This is a genomic window from Bordetella genomosp. 11, assembly GCF_002261215.1.
Taxonomy (GTDB): Bacteria; Pseudomonadota; Gammaproteobacteria; order Burkholderiales; family Burkholderiaceae_B; genus Bordetella_C.
The window spans coordinates 383,718-400,236 of record NZ_NEVS01000001.1 but is presented as its reverse complement, the minus strand read 5'-3'; the positions used below and the strand labels follow the sequence as shown (position 1 = coordinate 400,236).

The window sequence follows — 16,519 nt, the reverse complement described above, 5'->3', positions numbered from 1 at the left end:
CGAGAGCGTCATGAACATATCCAAATTCTTCATCGACCGCCCGATCTTCGCGGGCGTGTTGTCGGTGCTGATACTACTGGCCGGGATACTGGCCATGTTCCAGCTACCGATATCGGAATATCCCGAAGTCGTACCGCCTTCCGTGGTGGTGCACGCGCAATACCCGGGCGCCAACCCGAAGGTCATCGCCGAAACCGTGGCCGCGCCGCTGGAAGAGCAGATCAACGGCGTCGAAGACATGCTGTACATGCAGGCGCAGGCCAACAGCGACGGCAATATGACGCTGACGGTCTACTTCAAGCTGGGCGTGGATCCGGACAAGGCGCAGCAGCTGGTGCAGAACCGCGTGTCGCAGGCGCTGCCGCGCCTGCCCGACGACGTACAGCGCCTGGGCGTGACCACCGCCAAGAGCTCGCCGACGCTGACGCTGGTGGTGCACCTGATCTCGCCCGACAACCGCTACGACATGACGTACCTGCGCAACTACGCGGTACTGAACGTGAAGGACCGGCTGGCCCGGATTTCCGGCGTCGGGGATGTGCAGCTGTGGGGTTCCGGCGACTATTCCATGCGCATCTGGCTGGATCCGCAGAAAGTCGCCCAGATGGGCATGACCGCCAGCGACGTCATCGCCGCGATCCGCGAGCAGAACGTGCAGGTGGCGGCCGGCGTGATCGGCGCTTCGCCCACGCTGCCGAACGTGCCGCTGCAATTGAACGTCAACACGCAGGGCCGCCTGACCAGCGAACAAGAGTTTCGCGATATCGTCCTGAAGACCTCGCCGGACGGCGGCGTGGTGCGACTGGGCGACGTCGCGCGCGTCGAACTGGACGCGGCCGAATACGGACTGCGCTCGCTGCTGGACAACAAGCCGGCCGTGGCGCTGGGCATCATGCAGGCGCCGGGCGCGAACGCCCTGGACGTCTCCAAGCAAGTCCGCGAAGCGATGAAGGAACTGTCGGCGGATTTCCCGCCGTCGGTGAAGTACGACGTGGTGTACGACCCCACGCAATTCGTCCGTGCCAGTATCGAAGCGGTGGTGCATACCCTGCTCGAGGCGATCGCGCTGGTCGTGATCGTGGTCATCGTGTTCCTGCAAACCTGGCGCGCGTCGCTGATCCCGCTGCTGGCCGTACCGGTGTCCATCATCGGGACATTCTCGCTGCTGCTCGCCTTCGGCTATTCGATCAACGCGCTGTCGCTGTTCGGCATGGTGCTGGCCATCGGGATCGTCGTGGACGATGCGATCGTGGTGGTGGAGAACGTCGAACGGAATATCGCCGCCGGCTTGACGCCACGCGAGGCGACCTACCGCGCGATGCGGGAAGTCAGCGGCCCCATCATCGCCATCGCGGCAACGCTGGCGGCGGTGTTCGTGCCGCTGGCCTTCATGACCGGCCTGACCGGACAGTTCTACAAGCAGTTCGCCATGACGATCACGATCTCCACCGTGATCTCGGCCTTCAACTCGCTGACGCTGTCGCCGGCCCTGGCCGCGCTGCTGCTGAAAAGCCATGACGCCGAACCGGACTGGCTGACGCGCGCGATGAACAAGGTGCTGGGACGGTTCTTCGCCTGGTTCAACCGGGTGTTCAACCGCGCATCGGAGGGCTATTCCAGCAACGTCGGCGGCGTCATGAAGCGCAAGTCCGCCAGCCTGCTGGTGTACGCGTTGCTGCTGGCAGCCACCGTGGGCATCTCGTACATCGTGCCCGGCGGCTTCGTGCCGGCGCAGGACAAGCAATATCTGGTGGGCTTCGCCCAATTGCCCACCGGCGCCTCGCTGGACCGCACGGAAGACGTGATCCGCCGCATGGGCGACATCGCCATGAAGGAACCCGGCGTGGATCACGCCGTGTCTTTCCCGGGGCTGTCGATCAACGGCTTCACCAACAGTTCCAGCGCCGGCATCGTCTTCGTCACCCTCAAGCCCTTCGACGAGCGTGTCCGCGACGGCTTGCCGGCGGACAAGATCGCGGCATCCCTGAACCAGAAGTTCGGCGCGGTGAAGGACGCCTTCATCGCGGTGTTCCCGCCCCCGCCGGTGATGGGCCTGGGCACGCTGGGCGGTTTCAAGCTGCAGATCGAGGACCGCGCCGCGCTGGGCTACGAAGCGCTGGACCGCGCCACGCAGGCCTTCGTCGCGGCGGCCGCCAAAGCGCCCGAACTGGGCCCGTCGTTCTCCAATTACCAGATCAACGTGCCGCAGCTGGACGTGGACCTGGACCGCGTGAAGGCCAAGCAGCTGGGCGTGAAGGTGACGGACGTCTTCGACACCATGCAGATCTATCTGGGCTCGCTGTACGTGAACGACTTCAACCGTTTCGGCCGGGTATTCCAGGTACGCGCCCAGGCGGATGCGCCCTTTCGCGCCCGGCCCGAGGACATCGGCCTGCTGAAGACGCGCAACGCAGCCGGCGACATGGTGCCGCTGTCCTCGCTGGTGCGCGTGTCGCAGACCTACGGGCCTGAGATGGTGGTTCGCTACAACGGCTACACCGCCGCCGACATCAACGGCGGGCCGGCGCCGGGCTATTCGTCCGACCAGGCCAAGGAAGCCGCCGAACGCATCGCGGCGCAGACCCTGCCGCGCGGCATCAAGTTCGAGTGGACCGACCTGACCTACCAGCAGATCCTGGCCGGCAACGCGGGCATCTGGGTGTTCCCGATCAGCGTGCTGCTGGTGTTCCTGGTGCTGGCCGCGATGTATGAAAGCCTGACGCTGCCGCTGGCCGTGATCCTGATCGTGCCCATGAGCATCCTGGCGGCACTGGCGGGCGTGTGGCTGACACGCGGGGATAACAACATCTTCACGCAGATCGGCCTGATGGTGCTGGTGGGGCTGGCATGCAAGAACGCCATCCTGATCGTGGAATTCGCCCGCGAACTGGAAATGCAGGGCCGCAGCGCCTTCGATGCCGCCGTGGAAGCCTGCCGCCTGCGTCTGCGCCCCATCCTGATGACGTCGATCGCCTTCATCATGGGCGTGGTGCCGCTGGTGTATTCCTCGGGCGCCGGTTCCGAAATGCGCCACGCCATGGGTATCGCGGTGTTCTTCGGCATGCTGGGCGTGACCTTGTTCGGGTTGTTCCTGACACCGGTTTTCTACGTCACGCTGCGCTCCATCAATCCGCGCAAGCTGCACTCGGCCGGCAGGCACGAGGCCCCCGCGACCGCGCCGCACGGCCAATCCCAGGCTCACGGCCACCCCGTGCCCGGCGCCGAATAAATCGAACTGGATGACAGACATGAAGTCCCGCATGAAAACCCTGAACCGCTTCGCGTTGTCGGCCCTGGTCGCGACGATCCTGGCGGGCTGCTCGCTGACGCCGGATTACCAGCGTCCCACGGCGCCCGTGACGGCGGCCTTCAAGGAGGCGCTGCCCCCGCAGGAGGCCGGCCAATGGAAGACCGCCCAGCCGTCCGAAGACATGCTGCGCGGCGAATGGTGGAAGGTGTTCGGCGATGACACGCTGAACGCCCTGGAAAGCCAGGCCGCCGAGGCCAACCAGAGCCTGAAGGCCGCCGTGGCGCGGCTCGCGCAGGCCCGCGCGCTGCAACGCCAGACGAGTTCGGCCCTGTTCCCGGAAGTCACGGCGAACTTCGGCCCGACGCGGCAGCGCGCCTCGCCGGCATCGCAGGGCCTGCCCGACGACGGCCCCGCCACCAGTGGCACGCTGTGGCGCGGGCAGTTGGGCGTCTCGTACGAGGCCGACCTGTTCGGCCGGGTATCGTCCACCGTCGATGCCGCCACCGCCGACGCGCAGCAGAGCGAAGCGCTGTTGCGGTCGGTACAACTGGCGCTGCAGGCCGATGTGGCCGAGAACTACTACATCGTCCGCGAACTGGATGCCGAACGGCAAATCTATGTACGCACGCTGGAATTGCGCCAGCAGACGCTGGACCTGATCGAACGGCGCTACAAGGAAGGCGATATCAGCGAGCTGGACGTGGCCCGCGCGCGTTCGGAACTGGCATCCGCCCAGTCGGAAGCGCTGGGCATCGACCGCCGCCGTGCGGCGTCCGAGCACGCCCTGGCGGTACTGCTGGGCAAGGCACCGGCCGAATTCACGCTGCCGCCCAATCCGCTGGCGCGCATCGCGATCACCGTGCCGGCCGGGTTGCCGTCCTCGCTGCTGGAACGCCGGCCCGACATTGCCGCGGCCGAACGCGCCATGGCCGCGGCCAACGACCGCATCGGCGCCGCGCGCGCGGCGTTCTTTCCGCAGCTGAACATCACCGGCTACGCGGGCTATGAATCGTCCGAGCTGGGCAACCTGTTCGAATGGTCCAGCCGCACCTTCCTGCTGGGCCCGCTGACCGGTGCCATGCTGAGCCTGCCGATTTTCGACGCGGGACGCCGGCAGGCCGGCCTGGATCGCGCCCGCGCCGTCTACGAAGAGGACGTCGCGAACTACCGCCAGTCGGTACTGGGCGCCTTCCGCGAAGTCGAGGACAACCTGGCCAACCTGCGCATCCTGGATCAGCAGACACAGGCCCAGGATCGCGCCGTGCAGGCATCCTCCCGCGCCGCGCAGTTGTCGCACACGCAGTACAAGGAAGGCTCCATCAGCTACCTGGACGTGATCGACTCGGACCGCACGGTGCTGACGCAGCAGCGCGTCTCGGTGCAGCTGGATGGCGAGCGGGCGCGCTCCACGGTCAATTTGATCCGTGCGCTGGGCGGCGGCTGGGACCTGGGTCTGCCCCAGGCTCAGCAGGCGGGCAACCCGCCCGCCGGCGACGCCGGTGCCGCGGACAAGCCCATGCCGGTGGCGCCGGTCCGACCCGTGGCGCAGCGCTGACGCGGATGGCAAACTGGGGGGCCTCTTTCGAGCCCCCCTTTTTTTTCGCCATGCCATCCACGCCCGCTCCGCCCCAAGCCGATCCGCCCGCCGCGCCCGTCCGCCTGTTCTTCGCGCTATGGCCGGACGCGGCCACGGTACGCACCCTGGGCGCATGGGCGACGCGTGCCCATGCCACGTGCGGCGGCCGCATCATGCGGCCGGATACGCTGCACCTGACGCTGGGCTTCCTGGGCGACACCCCGCCGGACCTGCTGGCCCCGCTGATCGCGGAAACACAGTCCAGGCACATCGAACCGGGTACGGTCATCCTGAGCCGCTATGGCGCCTTCCCTCGCCCACGCATCGTATGGGCGGGACCGGCGGATGCGGACAACGGCCAGGCCGACGAGGGTGCCGCGCGGCTGGAGACTGAACACCGGCGCCTGTGGGACTGGGTGCGCGGCCTGCATCCGGCGCAGCCGGAACCGCATTTCCGCCCCCACGTTACGTTGTTGCGCAACGCGGACACACGGGAATTGCCGGCGCACGCGCCCCCTGCGATCGCCTGGCGCTACGACCGATATGTGCTGGTGGCGTCCGTGCAGAACGGCTCCGGGCGCTATCGCATCGTGGCCTCGACCCGCGTCTAGCGCCGCGGCGTCAGGCACAATAGTCGCCCTAGAAGCCCTTTCGCGCGGGACCATGCTTATCCTGATCGATCAAGACGGCGTACTCGCCGATTTCGAGAACGCCTTCATCGCGGCCTGGCGCGATGCGCATCCGGACATCGCGCCGGTGGAATTCGAGCAGCGCAAGTCTTTCCACATCCTGGAGGACTATCCCGCCGAACTGCGGCCCCGCGCCGAAGCGCTGTACACCGCCCCCGGATTCATCCGGAACCTGCCGCCCGTGCCGGGCGCCCTGGAAGCCCTGCGCGAGCTGGCCGGGCTGGGCATGGATGTCCGCATCTGCAGCTCGCCCCTGCGCCAGTACGAGAACTGCGTCGCGGAAAAATACCAATGGGTGGAACGGCACCTGGGGCGGCCCTGGACGGAGCGCTTGATCCTGACGCGCGACAAGACATTGGTGCAGGGCGACATCCTGATCGACGACCGGCCGGCCATCGAAGGCGCCGCCCGCCCCCGCTGGCGGCACATCGTGTACGACGCGCCGTATAACCGGCATGTGACGGACAAGCCGCGTCTCTCCTGGGCGAACTGGCGCAATGTGCTGGGTGGCGAACTCTATCGCGCGGATGGCTGAAGCGCCCGCCAAATGCCTTAAAGCGCGATATTCGCGTGACACCGCCCGCCGCGGCCGTGTCCGCCTGCGGTAAGCTGACCGGACCGCCAACGGGGGCGACAGGAGACAGGGATGAACCTTCACCGCATGCTCAAGCAACGAGAAGCCGACGGCAAGCCGATACGCATCGCCCTGATCGGTGCCGGCAAGTTCGGATCCATGTTTCTCAGCCAGGCACGTCGCACCTCCGGCATGCGCCTGGTGGCGGTGGCCGATCTCAAGCCCGCATCGGCACGCGCGGCACTGACCAAGGTCGGCTGGCCCGCCACGGCGCTGCAGGCCGCGTCCATCGGCGAAGCGTGCCGCAACGGCAGCGTTTACTGCGCGGAGGACGCGTTGGCCATCATCGCGCATCCGGAAATCGACGTCGTCATCGATGCCTGCGGCAGCGCGGCGGCCGGCATACGCCACGCGCTGGCTTGTTGCGAACACGGCAAGCACATCATCATGGTCACCGTCGAGGCCGATGCATTGGCCGGGCCCTTGCTCGCGCGCCGGGCGCGAGAGGCCGGCATCGTCTATTCGCTTGCCTACGGCGACCAGCCCGCCCTGATCTGCGAGATGGTGGATTGGGCGCGGGCCAGCGGTTTCGAGGTCATCGCGGCCGGCAAGGGCACCAAATACCTGCCCGCCTTCCACACTTCCACCCCGGACACGGTTTGGCCCTACTACGGCTTCACGCCGGAAATGGTCGCGGCTGGCGATTTCAACGCGCAGATGTTCAACAGTTTCCTGGACGGCACCAAGAGCGCGATCGAAATGGCGGCGGTCTCCAATTCGACGGGCCTGCTGCCCGCGCCTTCCGGCCTGCATTTCCCGCCCTGCGGCGTGGATGACCTTGCCCGGGTGCTGCGGCCGCGCGACGACGGCGGCACGCTGCATCACCGCGGGCAGGTGGAAGTCGTGTCCTCGCTCGAGCGCGACGGCCGGCCGGTGTACCGCGACCTGCGCTGGGGCGTGTACGTGGTCATCGCGGCCGACAGCGACTATGTCCGGCGCTGCTTCAAGGAATACGGCGTGGTCACCGACCCGACCGGCAACTATTCCGCCATGTACAAGCCCTACCACCTGATGGGAATGGAACTGGGCATCAGCGTGGCCAGCGTCGCGCTGCGCCGCGAACCGACCGGCGCGCCCACCGGCTGGCACGGCGACGTCGTGGCCACGGCCAAGCGCGATATGAAGCCCGGCCAGATACTGGACGGCGAAGGCGGCTATACCGTGTATGGCCGCCTGATGCCGGCGCGCGACTCCGTGGAAGGCGGCTACCTGCCGCTGGGCCTGGCGCACGACGTCAAGCTGAAGAATCCCGTCCGGGCCACGCAGGCACTGAAATGGTCGGACGTGGACTATGACGAAGCGCGGGAGGCGCTGCAGTTCCGGCGCGAGATGGAACAAGGCTATCTCTGACGCTGCCCCCTGCGGCGTCATTCCTTGCACGCGCGCGCGCCTGGCGACGATTTTTGCGCTGCGCGTACAAGTCCTTTGTCCTTGACGGGCTGTTTCCGCGGTTGACCGGCGCGCAAAATACGCGCTTCCAAACCATTTGCGGGAACTGAAATGCCTATCGCCTTATGGGCGCTTGCCGCGGGTGCCTTCGGCATCGGGACCACGGAATTCGTCATCATGGGCCTGCTGCCCGAATTGTCCGCCGACCTGGGCGTCGGCCTGTCCACGGCCGGGCTGCTGGTGACCGGCTATGCGCTGGGCGTCTTCGTCGGCGCCCCCATCGTCACGCCTTTGATGTCGCGCCTGCAACGCAAGACCGTGCTGCTGGGGCTGATGCTGCTTTTCACCGTGGGCAACCTGGCCTGCGCGGTGGCACCGGGGTACGGGACGCTGATGGCCGCGCGCGTATTGACCTCTTTCGCGCACGGCGCCTTCTTCGGCATCGGTTCGGTGGTGGCCACCGGCCTGGTCGCCGCGGACAAGAAGGCTTCGGCCATCGCCCTGATGTTTACCGGCCTGACGCTGGCCAACGTGATGGGCGTGCCGCTGGGGACCTGGCTGGGCCAGCACTTCGGCTGGCGCAGCACGTTCTGGGCGGTGACGGCCATAGGCATCATCGCCATGGCCGCCATTGCCCTGCTGGTGCCGCGCAGCCGTGACGAGCACCGTGCCCATTTCGGCCAGGAACTGCGCACCCTGGTCCGGCCGCAGGTGCTGCTGGGCTTCCTGATGACGGTACTGGGCTTCGGCGGGGTATTCGCGGCCTTTACCTATATCGCGCCCCTCCTGACGCAGCTGGCGGGCTTCCCGGATGCCGCGGTCTCGCCCATTCTGCTGCTGTTCGGCGTGGGCCTGGTAATCGGCAACACGCTGGGCGGCAAGTTCGCCGACCGCCGCCTGATGCCGACGCTGATCGGCACGCTGTTGATCCTGGCCCTGCTGCAGGCGGTGTTCGCGTTCACCGTCCATTCGCAGATCGCGGCGGCGATTACCGTCGGCTTGCTGGGCGCGGCGGGATTCGCCACGGTGCCGCCCTTGCAGATGCGGGTGCTCGAAAAAGCCTCCGGCGCGCCCAACCTGGCCTCGGCCTTCAATATCGCGGCCTTCAATCTGGGCAATGCGGCGGGCGCCTGGGTGGGCGGCGTCACCATCGACCATGGCCCGGGATTGGCCGCCTTGCCGTGGGTGGCCAGCCTGATGACGGCGGGTGGATTGCTGGTGGCGCTGGCCAGCTGGCGGCTGGATCGCAGGGTACGGCCGGCACTGGCGGGCCAGCCTGCATCCGAATGCCTATAAGCGGGACCGCCCGCGCGCCGGCTGGCGCGAGCGCATGAAAAAACCGCCCGGGTCCGGGCGGTTTTTTCATGATGCGCACCCCGTTGGCGGGGAAGGCCGGCCGCCCGCACGGGCCGCCGGCGCGCGGGGATCAACGCCGTGTCAGCTGGCTGATGTCGCGCACGGCGCCGCGGTCGGCCGACGTGGCCAGCGCGGCATAGGCCTGCAAGGCCTGCGATACGACGCGCTGGCGCTCGCCGGGCTTCCAGGCCTGGTCGCCACGGCTATCCATTTCCTGGCGACGCGCCGCCAGTTCGGCATCGCTGACATCCAGGCGGATGCTGCGGTTGGGAATGTCGATGTGAATGGCGTCGCCGTCATGCACCAGGCCGATGGCGCCGCGTTCGGCGGCTTCGGGCGAGGCATGGCCGATGACCAGCCCCGACGAACCGCCGGAAAAACGCCCGTCCGTGAACAGCGCGCACGATTTACCCAGGCCCTTGGACTTCAGATAGGACGTGGGATACAGCATTTCCTGCATGCCGGGACCGCCCTTGGGGCCTTCGTAGCGGATCACCACCACGTCGCCGGCCACGATCTTGTCACCGAGGATGGCGTCGACCGCGGCGTCCTGGCTTTCGAAAACGCGCGCGCGGCCCTTGAAGACCAGCTGGCTTTCGTCCACGCCCGCGGTCTTGACGATGCAACCTTTCTCCGCCAGGTTGCCGTACAGCACCGCCAGCCCGCCATCCTTGGAATAGGCATGGGCCAGATCGCGGATGCCGCCGTTGCTGCGGTCCAGGTCCAGGGTCAGGTAGGTGGCATCCTGGCTGAAGGCGACCTGGGTCGGCACGCCGCCGGGCGCGGCGCGGAAGAACTTCTGCGCCTGCTCGCCCGCGCCGCCCGCGATATCCCACTTTTCCAGCGCCTTGCCCAGGGTGCCGCTATGGACGTTGCCGACGGACAAGTCCAGCAGATTGGCACGCGCCAGTTCGCCCAGGATGCCGATGACGCCGCCGGCACGATGCACGTCCTCGATATGGTATTTGTCGGTGGCCGGCGCTGCCTTGCACAGGCAAGGCGTGCGGCGCGAGATGCGGTCGATGTCGGTCATGGTGAAATCGACCCCGGCTTCCTGCACGGCCGCCAGCAGATGCAGCACGGTATTGGTGGACCCGCCCATGGCGACATCCAGCGTCATGGCGTTTTCGAAGGCCGCGCGGGTGGCGATATTGCGGGGCAGGACCGAGGCATCGTCCTGCTCGTAATAGCGGCGGCACAGGTCGACGATCAAACGGCCGGCTTCCTCGAACAGGCCCTTGCGCCAGGCGTGGGTGGCGACGATGGTGCCGTTGCCCGGCAGGGCCAGGCCCAGCGCTTCGGTCAGGCAGTTCATGGAATTGGCCGTGAACATACCGGAACAGGAGCCGCAGGTGGGGCAGGCGCTGCGTTCGTATTCGGCGACGTCCGCATCGGACATCTTGGGATCGGCGGCCTTGATCATGGCGTCGACCAGGTCGATCTTGGCCAGTACCTTGCCGTCGGTCGACGACTTGATCTTGCCGGCCTCCATCGGACCGCCGGACACGAACACGACGGGGATGTTCAGGCGCATCGCGGCCATCAGCATGCCCGGGGTGATCTTGTCGCAGTTGGAAATGCACACCATGGCATCCGCGCAATGGGCGTTCACCATGTATTCGACCGAGTCGGCAATCAGTTCCCGCGACGGCAGCGAGTAAAGCATGCCGTCGTGGCCCATGGCGATGCCGTCGTCCACCGCGATCGTGTTGAACTCCTTGGCGACCGCGCCCGCTTTTTCGATCTCGCCGGCGACCAGCGCCCCAAGGTCGCGCAGATGCACGTGGCCGGGGACGAACTGGGTAAAGGAATTCACCACCGCGACGATGGGCTTGCCGAAATCGCCGTCCTTCATGCCGGTGGCGCGCCAGAGGGCGCGGGCGCCGGCCATGTTGCGGCCGTGGGTGGAGGTGCGGGAACGGTAGTGCGGCATGGCGTGTCGTCTCGGAAAGAGCGGGTAGTTGTCAGAACGGCCCGCGCCGCACCGGGGACGCGGCTTGCCGGGGCGGACCGGGCCAAAAGGTTCCCATCATAACGCCTGGGGGCCGGGCCTCCGGCGGCCCGCCGCCCGCGGCCGGGGAATGTCCGGATGTTCCCCAGTCCCCGATCCCGCCGCGGCGTCGCATAATTCCGCTGCCGCCCGCCGGACGATCGTTCCGAGCGGTTCTTCCCATCCTTCACCCGTTACCCGATGACCGCCCCCCTTTCCTCCGGCCTGCTGATCCGCGATGCCACCGCCGACGATATGGCCGCCATCCAGGCCATCTACACCCACCACGTGCTGCATGGCACGGCTTCTTTCGAGCTGACGCCCCCTACCCTGGACGAAATGCTGCAGCGCCGCGCGACGGTGCTGGCAAACAACCTGCCCTACCTGGCCGCCGAACTGGACGGCCAGGTCGCCGGCTATGCCTATGCGACGCTGTACCGGCCGCGCCCGGCCTACCGGTTTACCTGCGAGGATTCGGTCTACGTGAAGCCGGGCATGGCCGGCCACGGGATCGGCGGGCGCTTGCTGGCCGAACTGGTCCGGCGCTGCACGGCGCTGGGATGGCGGCAGATGCTGGCCGTGGTGGGCGACAGCGCCAACGCGGCGTCGCTGGCCCTGCATGCCCGCTGCGGCTTCCATGCCGTGGGCACGCTGCGTTCGGTGGGCCACAAGCTGGGCGAATGGCGCGATACGGTGCTGATGCAGCGCGCGCTGGGCGAAGGCGACACCACCCCGCCGGGACCGCGCGACCGCTAAGGGCCCGCCGCGCGGCGCGGCGCGGCGCGGCGAAGCTATTGCGTCTTTATCCCTAAGCCGGTGGCAAGGGCGCGGCCAGCCCCGCCGCCCAGCGCTCCCAGCCGGCCTTGCGCAGCGTGCACGCCGGGCAGGTACCGCAGCCATAGCCCCAGTCATGGCGGGCGCCGCGCTGGCCCAGGTAGCAGGTGTGGCTGTCCTCTACGATGATGCGCACCAGTTCGTCGCCGCCCAGCCGCTGCGCCAGGGCCCAGGTCTGCGCCTTGTCCAGCCACATCAGGGGGGTTTCGATGGTGACCTTCGTACCCAGGCCAAGCGCCAGCGCGACTTGCTGGGCCTTCATCGTGTCGTCGCGGCAATCCGGGTAGCCGGAGAAATCCGTTTCGCACATGCCGCCGACCAGCACATCCAGCTGGCGCCGGTAACCCAATGCCGCGGCCAGCGTAAGGAAAAGCAGATTGCGGCCGGGGACGAAGGTATTGGGCAGGCCATTCGCCTGCATTTCGATCTGACGGTCGCTGGTCATGGCCGTGTCGCCGACCTGCCCCAGCACGGACAGGTCCAGCAGGTGGTCTTCGCCCAGGCGCGAGGCCGATTGCGGCAGGCGGGCGCGCATTTCGCGCAGCACATTCTGCCGCGCATCCAGCTCGATGCGGTGGCGCTGGCCGTAATCGAAGGCGACCGTTTCGACATGGGCGTAGCGTTGCAGGGCCCAGGCCAGGCAGGTTGTCGAATCCTGCCCGCCGGAAAACAGCACCAGGGCGCGGCGCTCGTGGTTTTGCACGGGAACTCCGAAGTGTCAGGGCCGGCGCACCGGCCCGGCCGCCGCGCGATCGCGGCGGCTCGCATGCCGGACGGCCCATGGAAAGTATCGTGCAATTAGAACCGCGTCGACTCGCCCTAGTCAAAAGGCCCTTCGCGCCGCCTGCGCCGCCCCGCGTCCCGCGATACGGCCGAAGATCGCGCCCGACACCAGCCCCGTGCCGCTGGGATAGTTGAAATAGAACAAGCCGCCCACCATCTCGCCCGCGCAGTACAGCCCCGGCATGGGATGCAGATGCACGTTCAGCACCTGGCCGCTTTCGGGATCGATGCGCAGGCCGCCGAAGGTGAAGGTAATGCCGCAGGTGGTCGCATAGGCATGGTATGGCGGGGTGTCCAGCGCCTGCGCCCAATTGGACTTGGGCGGCTCGATGCCTTCGGTACGCAGGCCGTCCTTGACGGTGGGATCGAAGGACACATCCTTGCGGATGGACGCGTTATAGGCGCGCACGGTCTCCAGGAACGCCGCCGGGTCCACGCCTTCCAGTTTCTGCGCCAGTTCCTCCAGCGTATCGGCCGTGGCCTTGGTCATCATTTTGATCCGGTATTCCGAACGCAGCAGATTCGTGACCTTGGAATCGAACACCTGCCAGGCGAACTGGCCGGGTTGCCTGAGCACTTCGCCGCCGTATTTCGCGTAGGTGAAGGAGTGGAAATCCAGGCCTTCGTCCACGAAGCGCTTGCCGTGGGCGTTGATCAGCAGGCCGAAGATATAGCTGTGCTTCTGGAATTGGTCGCCGACGTTGACGTCGCCGAACTCCGGCGCGTTCAGGTCCCAGCCGGTGGCGTGGCAGCCCGACCAGTTGCCATAGGGCGCGGCCCCCGCTTCGAGGGCCATCCGCAGCCCATCGCCCTGGTTGAAGCGCGAGCCGCGCACCTTGGCGAGCTCCCAGCCGGGGCCCAGATAGCGCGCGCGCATTTCCGGATTGCCTTCGAAACCGCCACAGGCCAGCACGACCGATTTCGCCTCGAATACCGCGGGCTGCCCGTCGCGCGTTGCCCTGACACCCGTGACGCGGTCGCCATCCGTGACCAGCGACCTGGCGCGCGTGTTGTAGTGCACGTCGATGCCGGCTTTCCCGGCCGCCTTGTCCAGGAATTGCACCAGCCCCGCGCCTCCCCCGGACACTTCGATCGGCAGGCGGCCGAAGAACTTGCGCCGTCCGTTCACCAGAGAGGACTGCCGCCCATAGTTGGGCACGAACTTCGCGCCCTTGGAACGCAGCCACACCATGACGTCCAGGCTTTGCGTGACCAGGATCTCCGACAACCGCGGATCGGTGCGAAAGTTGGTCAGGCGAAACAGGTCGTCGAAGTACTCGTCCGTCGTGTTGGTGAAATAGTCGCTGGTGGCGATCTCTTCGTCGGTCAGGTCGGTGACTTTCTTCAGGTCCTCCACCGAGTCGTAGGCGAAACGCATCACGCCGCCGGCAAAACGGCTGTTGCCGCCGGACTCGTCCTCGGAAGCGGCTTCCAGCACGGCGACGCGCGCGCCATGTTCGCGGGCGGACAGCGCCGCGCACAGCGCCGCGTTGCCCTTGCCGACCACCACCACGTCATAACGATGAATTTGCTCTTCCACTTCCGGTCCTTAGTCCAGGGCGGCGCTTGCGATCAGCGCCATCAGCGCCTCCATGCGAGGCAGGGTCTCGATGCGTTCGATGTGGTCGGCGATGTCCTCCACGGCGTCCTCGCGCAGGACACGCGCGGCGCAGAGCGCGAACTTGGCGCGCAGCAGCGCCGGCGACAGCGGATTGGCCGACGTCCGTCCCAGCGGCTGGTCGACCTGCGATTCCAGCACCCGGCCGTCGCGCAGCGTGATGCGTACGCGGCCACCGAAATGATTGTTCTCAGCGAAGATGGGCGAGTCCGCCTGGTCATAGGCCGCCACGTGTATCCGGCCCAGCAAGGCGCGCACGGCCGGCTGCGTGTAGGAGCCGGGTTCGAAGTCGCCCACGCCCACGCGGGCATCCAGCAGCGCGCGCGCCAGGACGTACTGCAGGCTGAACTTGGCGTCCAGCGGGCTGACCGGATCCGGCCGGTTGGTATGCGCCAGTCGGCGCGAATGGATCCACGCATCGACCCGCGCCACGTCATCCGGCCGCGGCCGATGGCGGCGCGCCAGGTCCAGCATGGCGTCCAGCGCCGGATGGGTGCTGCCGCAGCAGGGGTACTGCTTGATGGCGATACCGGGCTCGACGATGTCCAGCGGGCGCGCCCAGGCCTCCAGCGCGCGCCGCGCATCGTAGGTCCCAGGGCCGTTGAACACATCCAGGAATCCCTGCCTGTGCTCGAAGACGCTGGCGCGATTGGCGGTGAAACCCGCGCGCGCCAGGCGCGCCGCGTACAGGCCGTTGCGCGCGCAGTGACCGACATGCAGCGGCTTGGTCATCGTGCCGAAGTTCGCCTTGATGCCGGAGGCGAACGAGGCGGCCAGCGCCAGCGCGGTCGCCGTGGCGTCGCCGTCCAGGCCCAGCAATTTGGCGCAGGCGGCCGCGGCGCCGAAGGTACCCAGCGTGGCCGTCGGGTGCCAGCCCTTGGTGTAATGATGGAAGTTCACCGCCAGGCCCAGCTTGCATTCGGCCTCGAAGCCGGCCACATAGGCCAGCATGAAGTCCCGGCCGCTGCTGTCCAGCTGTTGCGCCAGCGGCAGCAGCGCCGATAGCACGGGCGCGGAGGGATGGCCGCCGATGGTGTTGTTGCAGTCGTCGAAATCCAGCGCATGCGAGGCCGTGCCGTTGACCAGCGCCGCGTCCAGCACGCCGATGCGGCGGCGCGTGCCCAGCACCAGCGCGGGGCCATCCCGCGTGTCCAGGGCTTGCTCGGCCAGCCTTGGCGCGTCTTCACGGGCGCCCGCCAGCGTGACGCCGACGGTATCGAGCAGGCCGACGCGCGCCCAGTGCAGGGCATCGGCCGGCAGATCCTGGTGGCTCAGCGCGGCAACGCGGCGTCCCAGCTCCAGGGCAAGCCCTGGAGCTGGGACGCCGGCATCGGCACGGTCGGCTTCGTCTGTATCGCTCATTCGGTCGGTATTCCCATTTTCTTGATGAGGGCGCGCCACCGTTCGACTTCCGCGCGGATGTGGGCGCGGAACGCGTCCGGCGAACTGCTGGTCGGTTCGGATCCGTCGGCGGCCATGCGCGTGGCCACTTCGGGCAGCGCCACGATGCGCACGACTTCGCGGTTCAGCTTGTCCACGATGGACCGTGGAGTCCGCGCGGGCGCCAGCAGGCCATACCAGCCCGCGACGTTGTATCCGGGCACGCCGGCCTCCTGCATGGTGGGCAGGTCCGGCGAGGCGGGCGAACGTCTTTCGGTCGTGACGGCCAGCGGCCGCAGGCGGCCCGCCTTGATCAGCACGTCCGCTTGCAGACGGGTGGAGAACAGCATGTCGATCTGGCCGCTGGCCACATCGGTCATGGCCGGCGAGCCACCCTTGTAGGGCACATGCGTAAGCGGGATTTCCGCCAGCGAAGAGAACAGCGCGCCGGACAGGTGGCTAAGCCCGCCGATGCCCGACGAGCCGTAGGTCACCGGCCTGGCGCGGCGCGCGCGGGCCAGCGCGATCAAATCCTTGACGCTGCGTACCGGCAGGTCGGGATTGACGACCAGCACATAGGGCTGGGAGGTAATTTGCGATATCGGCGCGAAATCGGTCAGCAGGTTGTAGGGCTGCTTGTGTCCCTGCAGCGTGACGTTGACGGTGGCGCTGGCCGTCATCATGGTCAGGGTGTAGCCGTCGGGCTCGGACTTGGCCGCCATCTCCAGGCCGATCGTGCTGTTGCCGCCGGCACGGTTTTCCACCACGACGGACTGGTGCCAGGCCAGGGTCATCTGGTGGGCGATTTCACGCCCGACGATGTCGGTGCCGCCGCCCACGGCAAAGGGAATCAGCATGCGGATGGGCCGCGAAGGATAGTTCGCGGCGTCCGCCCGGCCCTGCGCGCGCACGCACGGCGCGATCGCGGCGCCCGCCACGGCCAGGCCCAGCGTATTGAGTCGTCGTCTCCGCATGTCCATTCGCCGACCTCCTCCTCGATGGCGCGGCGGCGCGCCACGG

At 67.5% G+C, this 16,519-nt stretch carries 12 protein-coding genes; 7 read left to right on the top strand and 5 right to left on the bottom strand.

From position 1 onward, the window contains the following. The first annotated feature begins 10 nt into the window (after positions 1–10). The 6 genes from CAL28_RS01800 (at position 11) to CAL28_RS01775 (ending at position 8,834) form a co-directional block, all read left to right on the top strand. Positions 11–3,229: an efflux RND transporter permease subunit gene (locus tag CAL28_RS01800; protein WP_094839706.1), complete on the top strand. Its 3,219-nt coding sequence runs from the start codon at positions 11–13 to the stop codon at positions 3,227–3,229. A 19-nt stretch (positions 3,230–3,248) separates the two neighbouring features. After that, complete coding sequence (locus CAL28_RS01795; RefSeq protein ID WP_254925955.1) at positions 3,249–4,805, top strand: efflux transporter outer membrane subunit; 1,557 nt, start codon at positions 3,249–3,251, stop codon at positions 4,803–4,805. Between the two features lie 50 nt (positions 4,806–4,855). After that, positions 4,856–5,437 (top strand): RNA 2',3'-cyclic phosphodiesterase, encoded by a 582-nt coding sequence (gene thpR, locus CAL28_RS01790; RefSeq protein WP_094840567.1) that lies wholly within the window; start codon positions 4,856–4,858, stop codon positions 5,435–5,437. A gap of 52 nt (positions 5,438–5,489) precedes the next feature. After that, complete coding sequence (locus CAL28_RS01785) at positions 5,490–6,050, top strand: 5'-3'-deoxyribonucleotidase (protein ID WP_094839704.1); 561 nt, start codon at positions 5,490–5,492, stop codon at positions 6,048–6,050. Between the two features lie 111 nt (positions 6,051–6,161). Then, positions 6,162–7,499 (top strand): NAD(P)H-dependent oxidoreductase, encoded by a 1,338-nt coding sequence (locus tag CAL28_RS01780; RefSeq protein ID WP_094839703.1) that lies wholly within the window; start codon positions 6,162–6,164, stop codon positions 7,497–7,499. A gap of 150 nt (positions 7,500–7,649) precedes the next feature. Further along, the gene (locus CAL28_RS01775) at positions 7,650–8,834 is read left to right on the top strand and encodes an MFS transporter (RefSeq protein WP_094839702.1); all 1,185 of its coding nucleotides are present in this window, start codon (positions 7,650–7,652) and stop codon (positions 8,832–8,834) included. Between the two features lie 130 nt (positions 8,835–8,964). On the opposite strand, the gene ilvD is transcribed toward CAL28_RS01775, so the two are convergent. Next, positions 8,965–10,827, bottom strand: coding sequence for a dihydroxy-acid dehydratase (gene ilvD / locus CAL28_RS01770; protein WP_094839701.1), 1,863 nt, complete (start codon positions 10,825–10,827; stop codon positions 8,965–8,967). A gap of 258 nt (positions 10,828–11,085) precedes the next feature. On the opposite strand from ilvD, the gene CAL28_RS01765 reads away from it, so the two are divergent. Next, positions 11,086–11,640, top strand: coding sequence for a GNAT family N-acetyltransferase (locus tag CAL28_RS01765; protein ID WP_094839700.1), 555 nt, complete (start codon positions 11,086–11,088; stop codon positions 11,638–11,640). A 52-nt stretch (positions 11,641–11,692) separates the two neighbouring features. On the opposite strand, the gene queC is transcribed toward CAL28_RS01765, so the two are convergent. The 4 genes from queC to CAL28_RS01745 all read right to left on the bottom strand — a co-directional run bounded on the left by queC (position 11,693) and on the right by CAL28_RS01745 (position 16,473). Then, entirely contained in the window at positions 11,693–12,421 is a 729-nt protein-coding gene (gene queC / locus CAL28_RS01760) for a 7-cyano-7-deazaguanine synthase QueC (protein WP_094839699.1), read from the bottom strand. 120 nt (positions 12,422–12,541) lie between these two features. Next, complete coding sequence (gene tcuA / locus CAL28_RS01755) at positions 12,542–14,041, bottom strand: FAD-dependent tricarballylate dehydrogenase TcuA (RefSeq protein WP_217906520.1); 1,500 nt, start codon at positions 14,039–14,041, stop codon at positions 12,542–12,544. A 9-nt stretch (positions 14,042–14,050) separates the two neighbouring features. Beyond that, complete coding sequence (locus tag CAL28_RS01750) at positions 14,051–15,481, bottom strand: MmgE/PrpD family protein (RefSeq protein WP_094839698.1); 1,431 nt, start codon at positions 15,479–15,481, stop codon at positions 14,051–14,053. Continuing rightward, entirely contained in the window at positions 15,478–16,473 is a 996-nt protein-coding gene (locus tag CAL28_RS01745) for a Bug family tripartite tricarboxylate transporter substrate binding protein (RefSeq protein WP_176463834.1), read from the bottom strand. The genes CAL28_RS01750 and CAL28_RS01745 overlap by 4 nt, the downstream gene beginning before the upstream one ends. Positions 16,474–16,519 lie beyond the last annotated feature (46 nt).

Excerpts from the sequence above, each read along its gene's own strand:
- CAL28_RS01800 (WP_094839706.1), top strand. The coding sequence starts at position 11 with ATGAACATATCCAAATTCTTCATCGACCGCCCGATCTTCGCGGGCGTG.
- thpR (WP_094840567.1), top strand. The coding sequence starts at position 4,856 with ATGCCATCCACGCCCGCTCCGCCCCAAGCCGATCCGCCCGCCGCGCCC.
- CAL28_RS01745 (WP_176463834.1), bottom strand. The coding sequence starts at position 16,473 with ATGCGGAGACGACGACTCAATACGCTGGGCCTGGCCGTGGCGGGCGCC.
- CAL28_RS01795 (WP_254925955.1), top strand. The coding sequence starts at position 3,249 with ATGAAGTCCCGCATGAAAACCCTGAACCGCTTCGCGTTGTCGGCCCTG.
- CAL28_RS01785 (WP_094839704.1), top strand. The coding sequence starts at position 5,490 with ATGCTTATCCTGATCGATCAAGACGGCGTACTCGCCGATTTCGAGAAC.
- CAL28_RS01775 (WP_094839702.1), top strand. The coding sequence starts at position 7,650 with ATGCCTATCGCCTTATGGGCGCTTGCCGCGGGTGCCTTCGGCATCGGG.
- CAL28_RS01765 (WP_094839700.1), top strand. The coding sequence starts at position 11,086 with ATGACCGCCCCCCTTTCCTCCGGCCTGCTGATCCGCGATGCCACCGCC.
- ilvD (WP_094839701.1), bottom strand. The coding sequence starts at position 10,827 with ATGCCGCACTACCGTTCCCGCACCTCCACCCACGGCCGCAACATGGCC.
- CAL28_RS01780 (WP_094839703.1), top strand. The coding sequence starts at position 6,162 with ATGAACCTTCACCGCATGCTCAAGCAACGAGAAGCCGACGGCAAGCCG.
- CAL28_RS01750 (WP_094839698.1), bottom strand. The coding sequence starts at position 15,481 with ATGAGCGATACAGACGAAGCCGACCGTGCCGATGCCGGCGTCCCAGCT.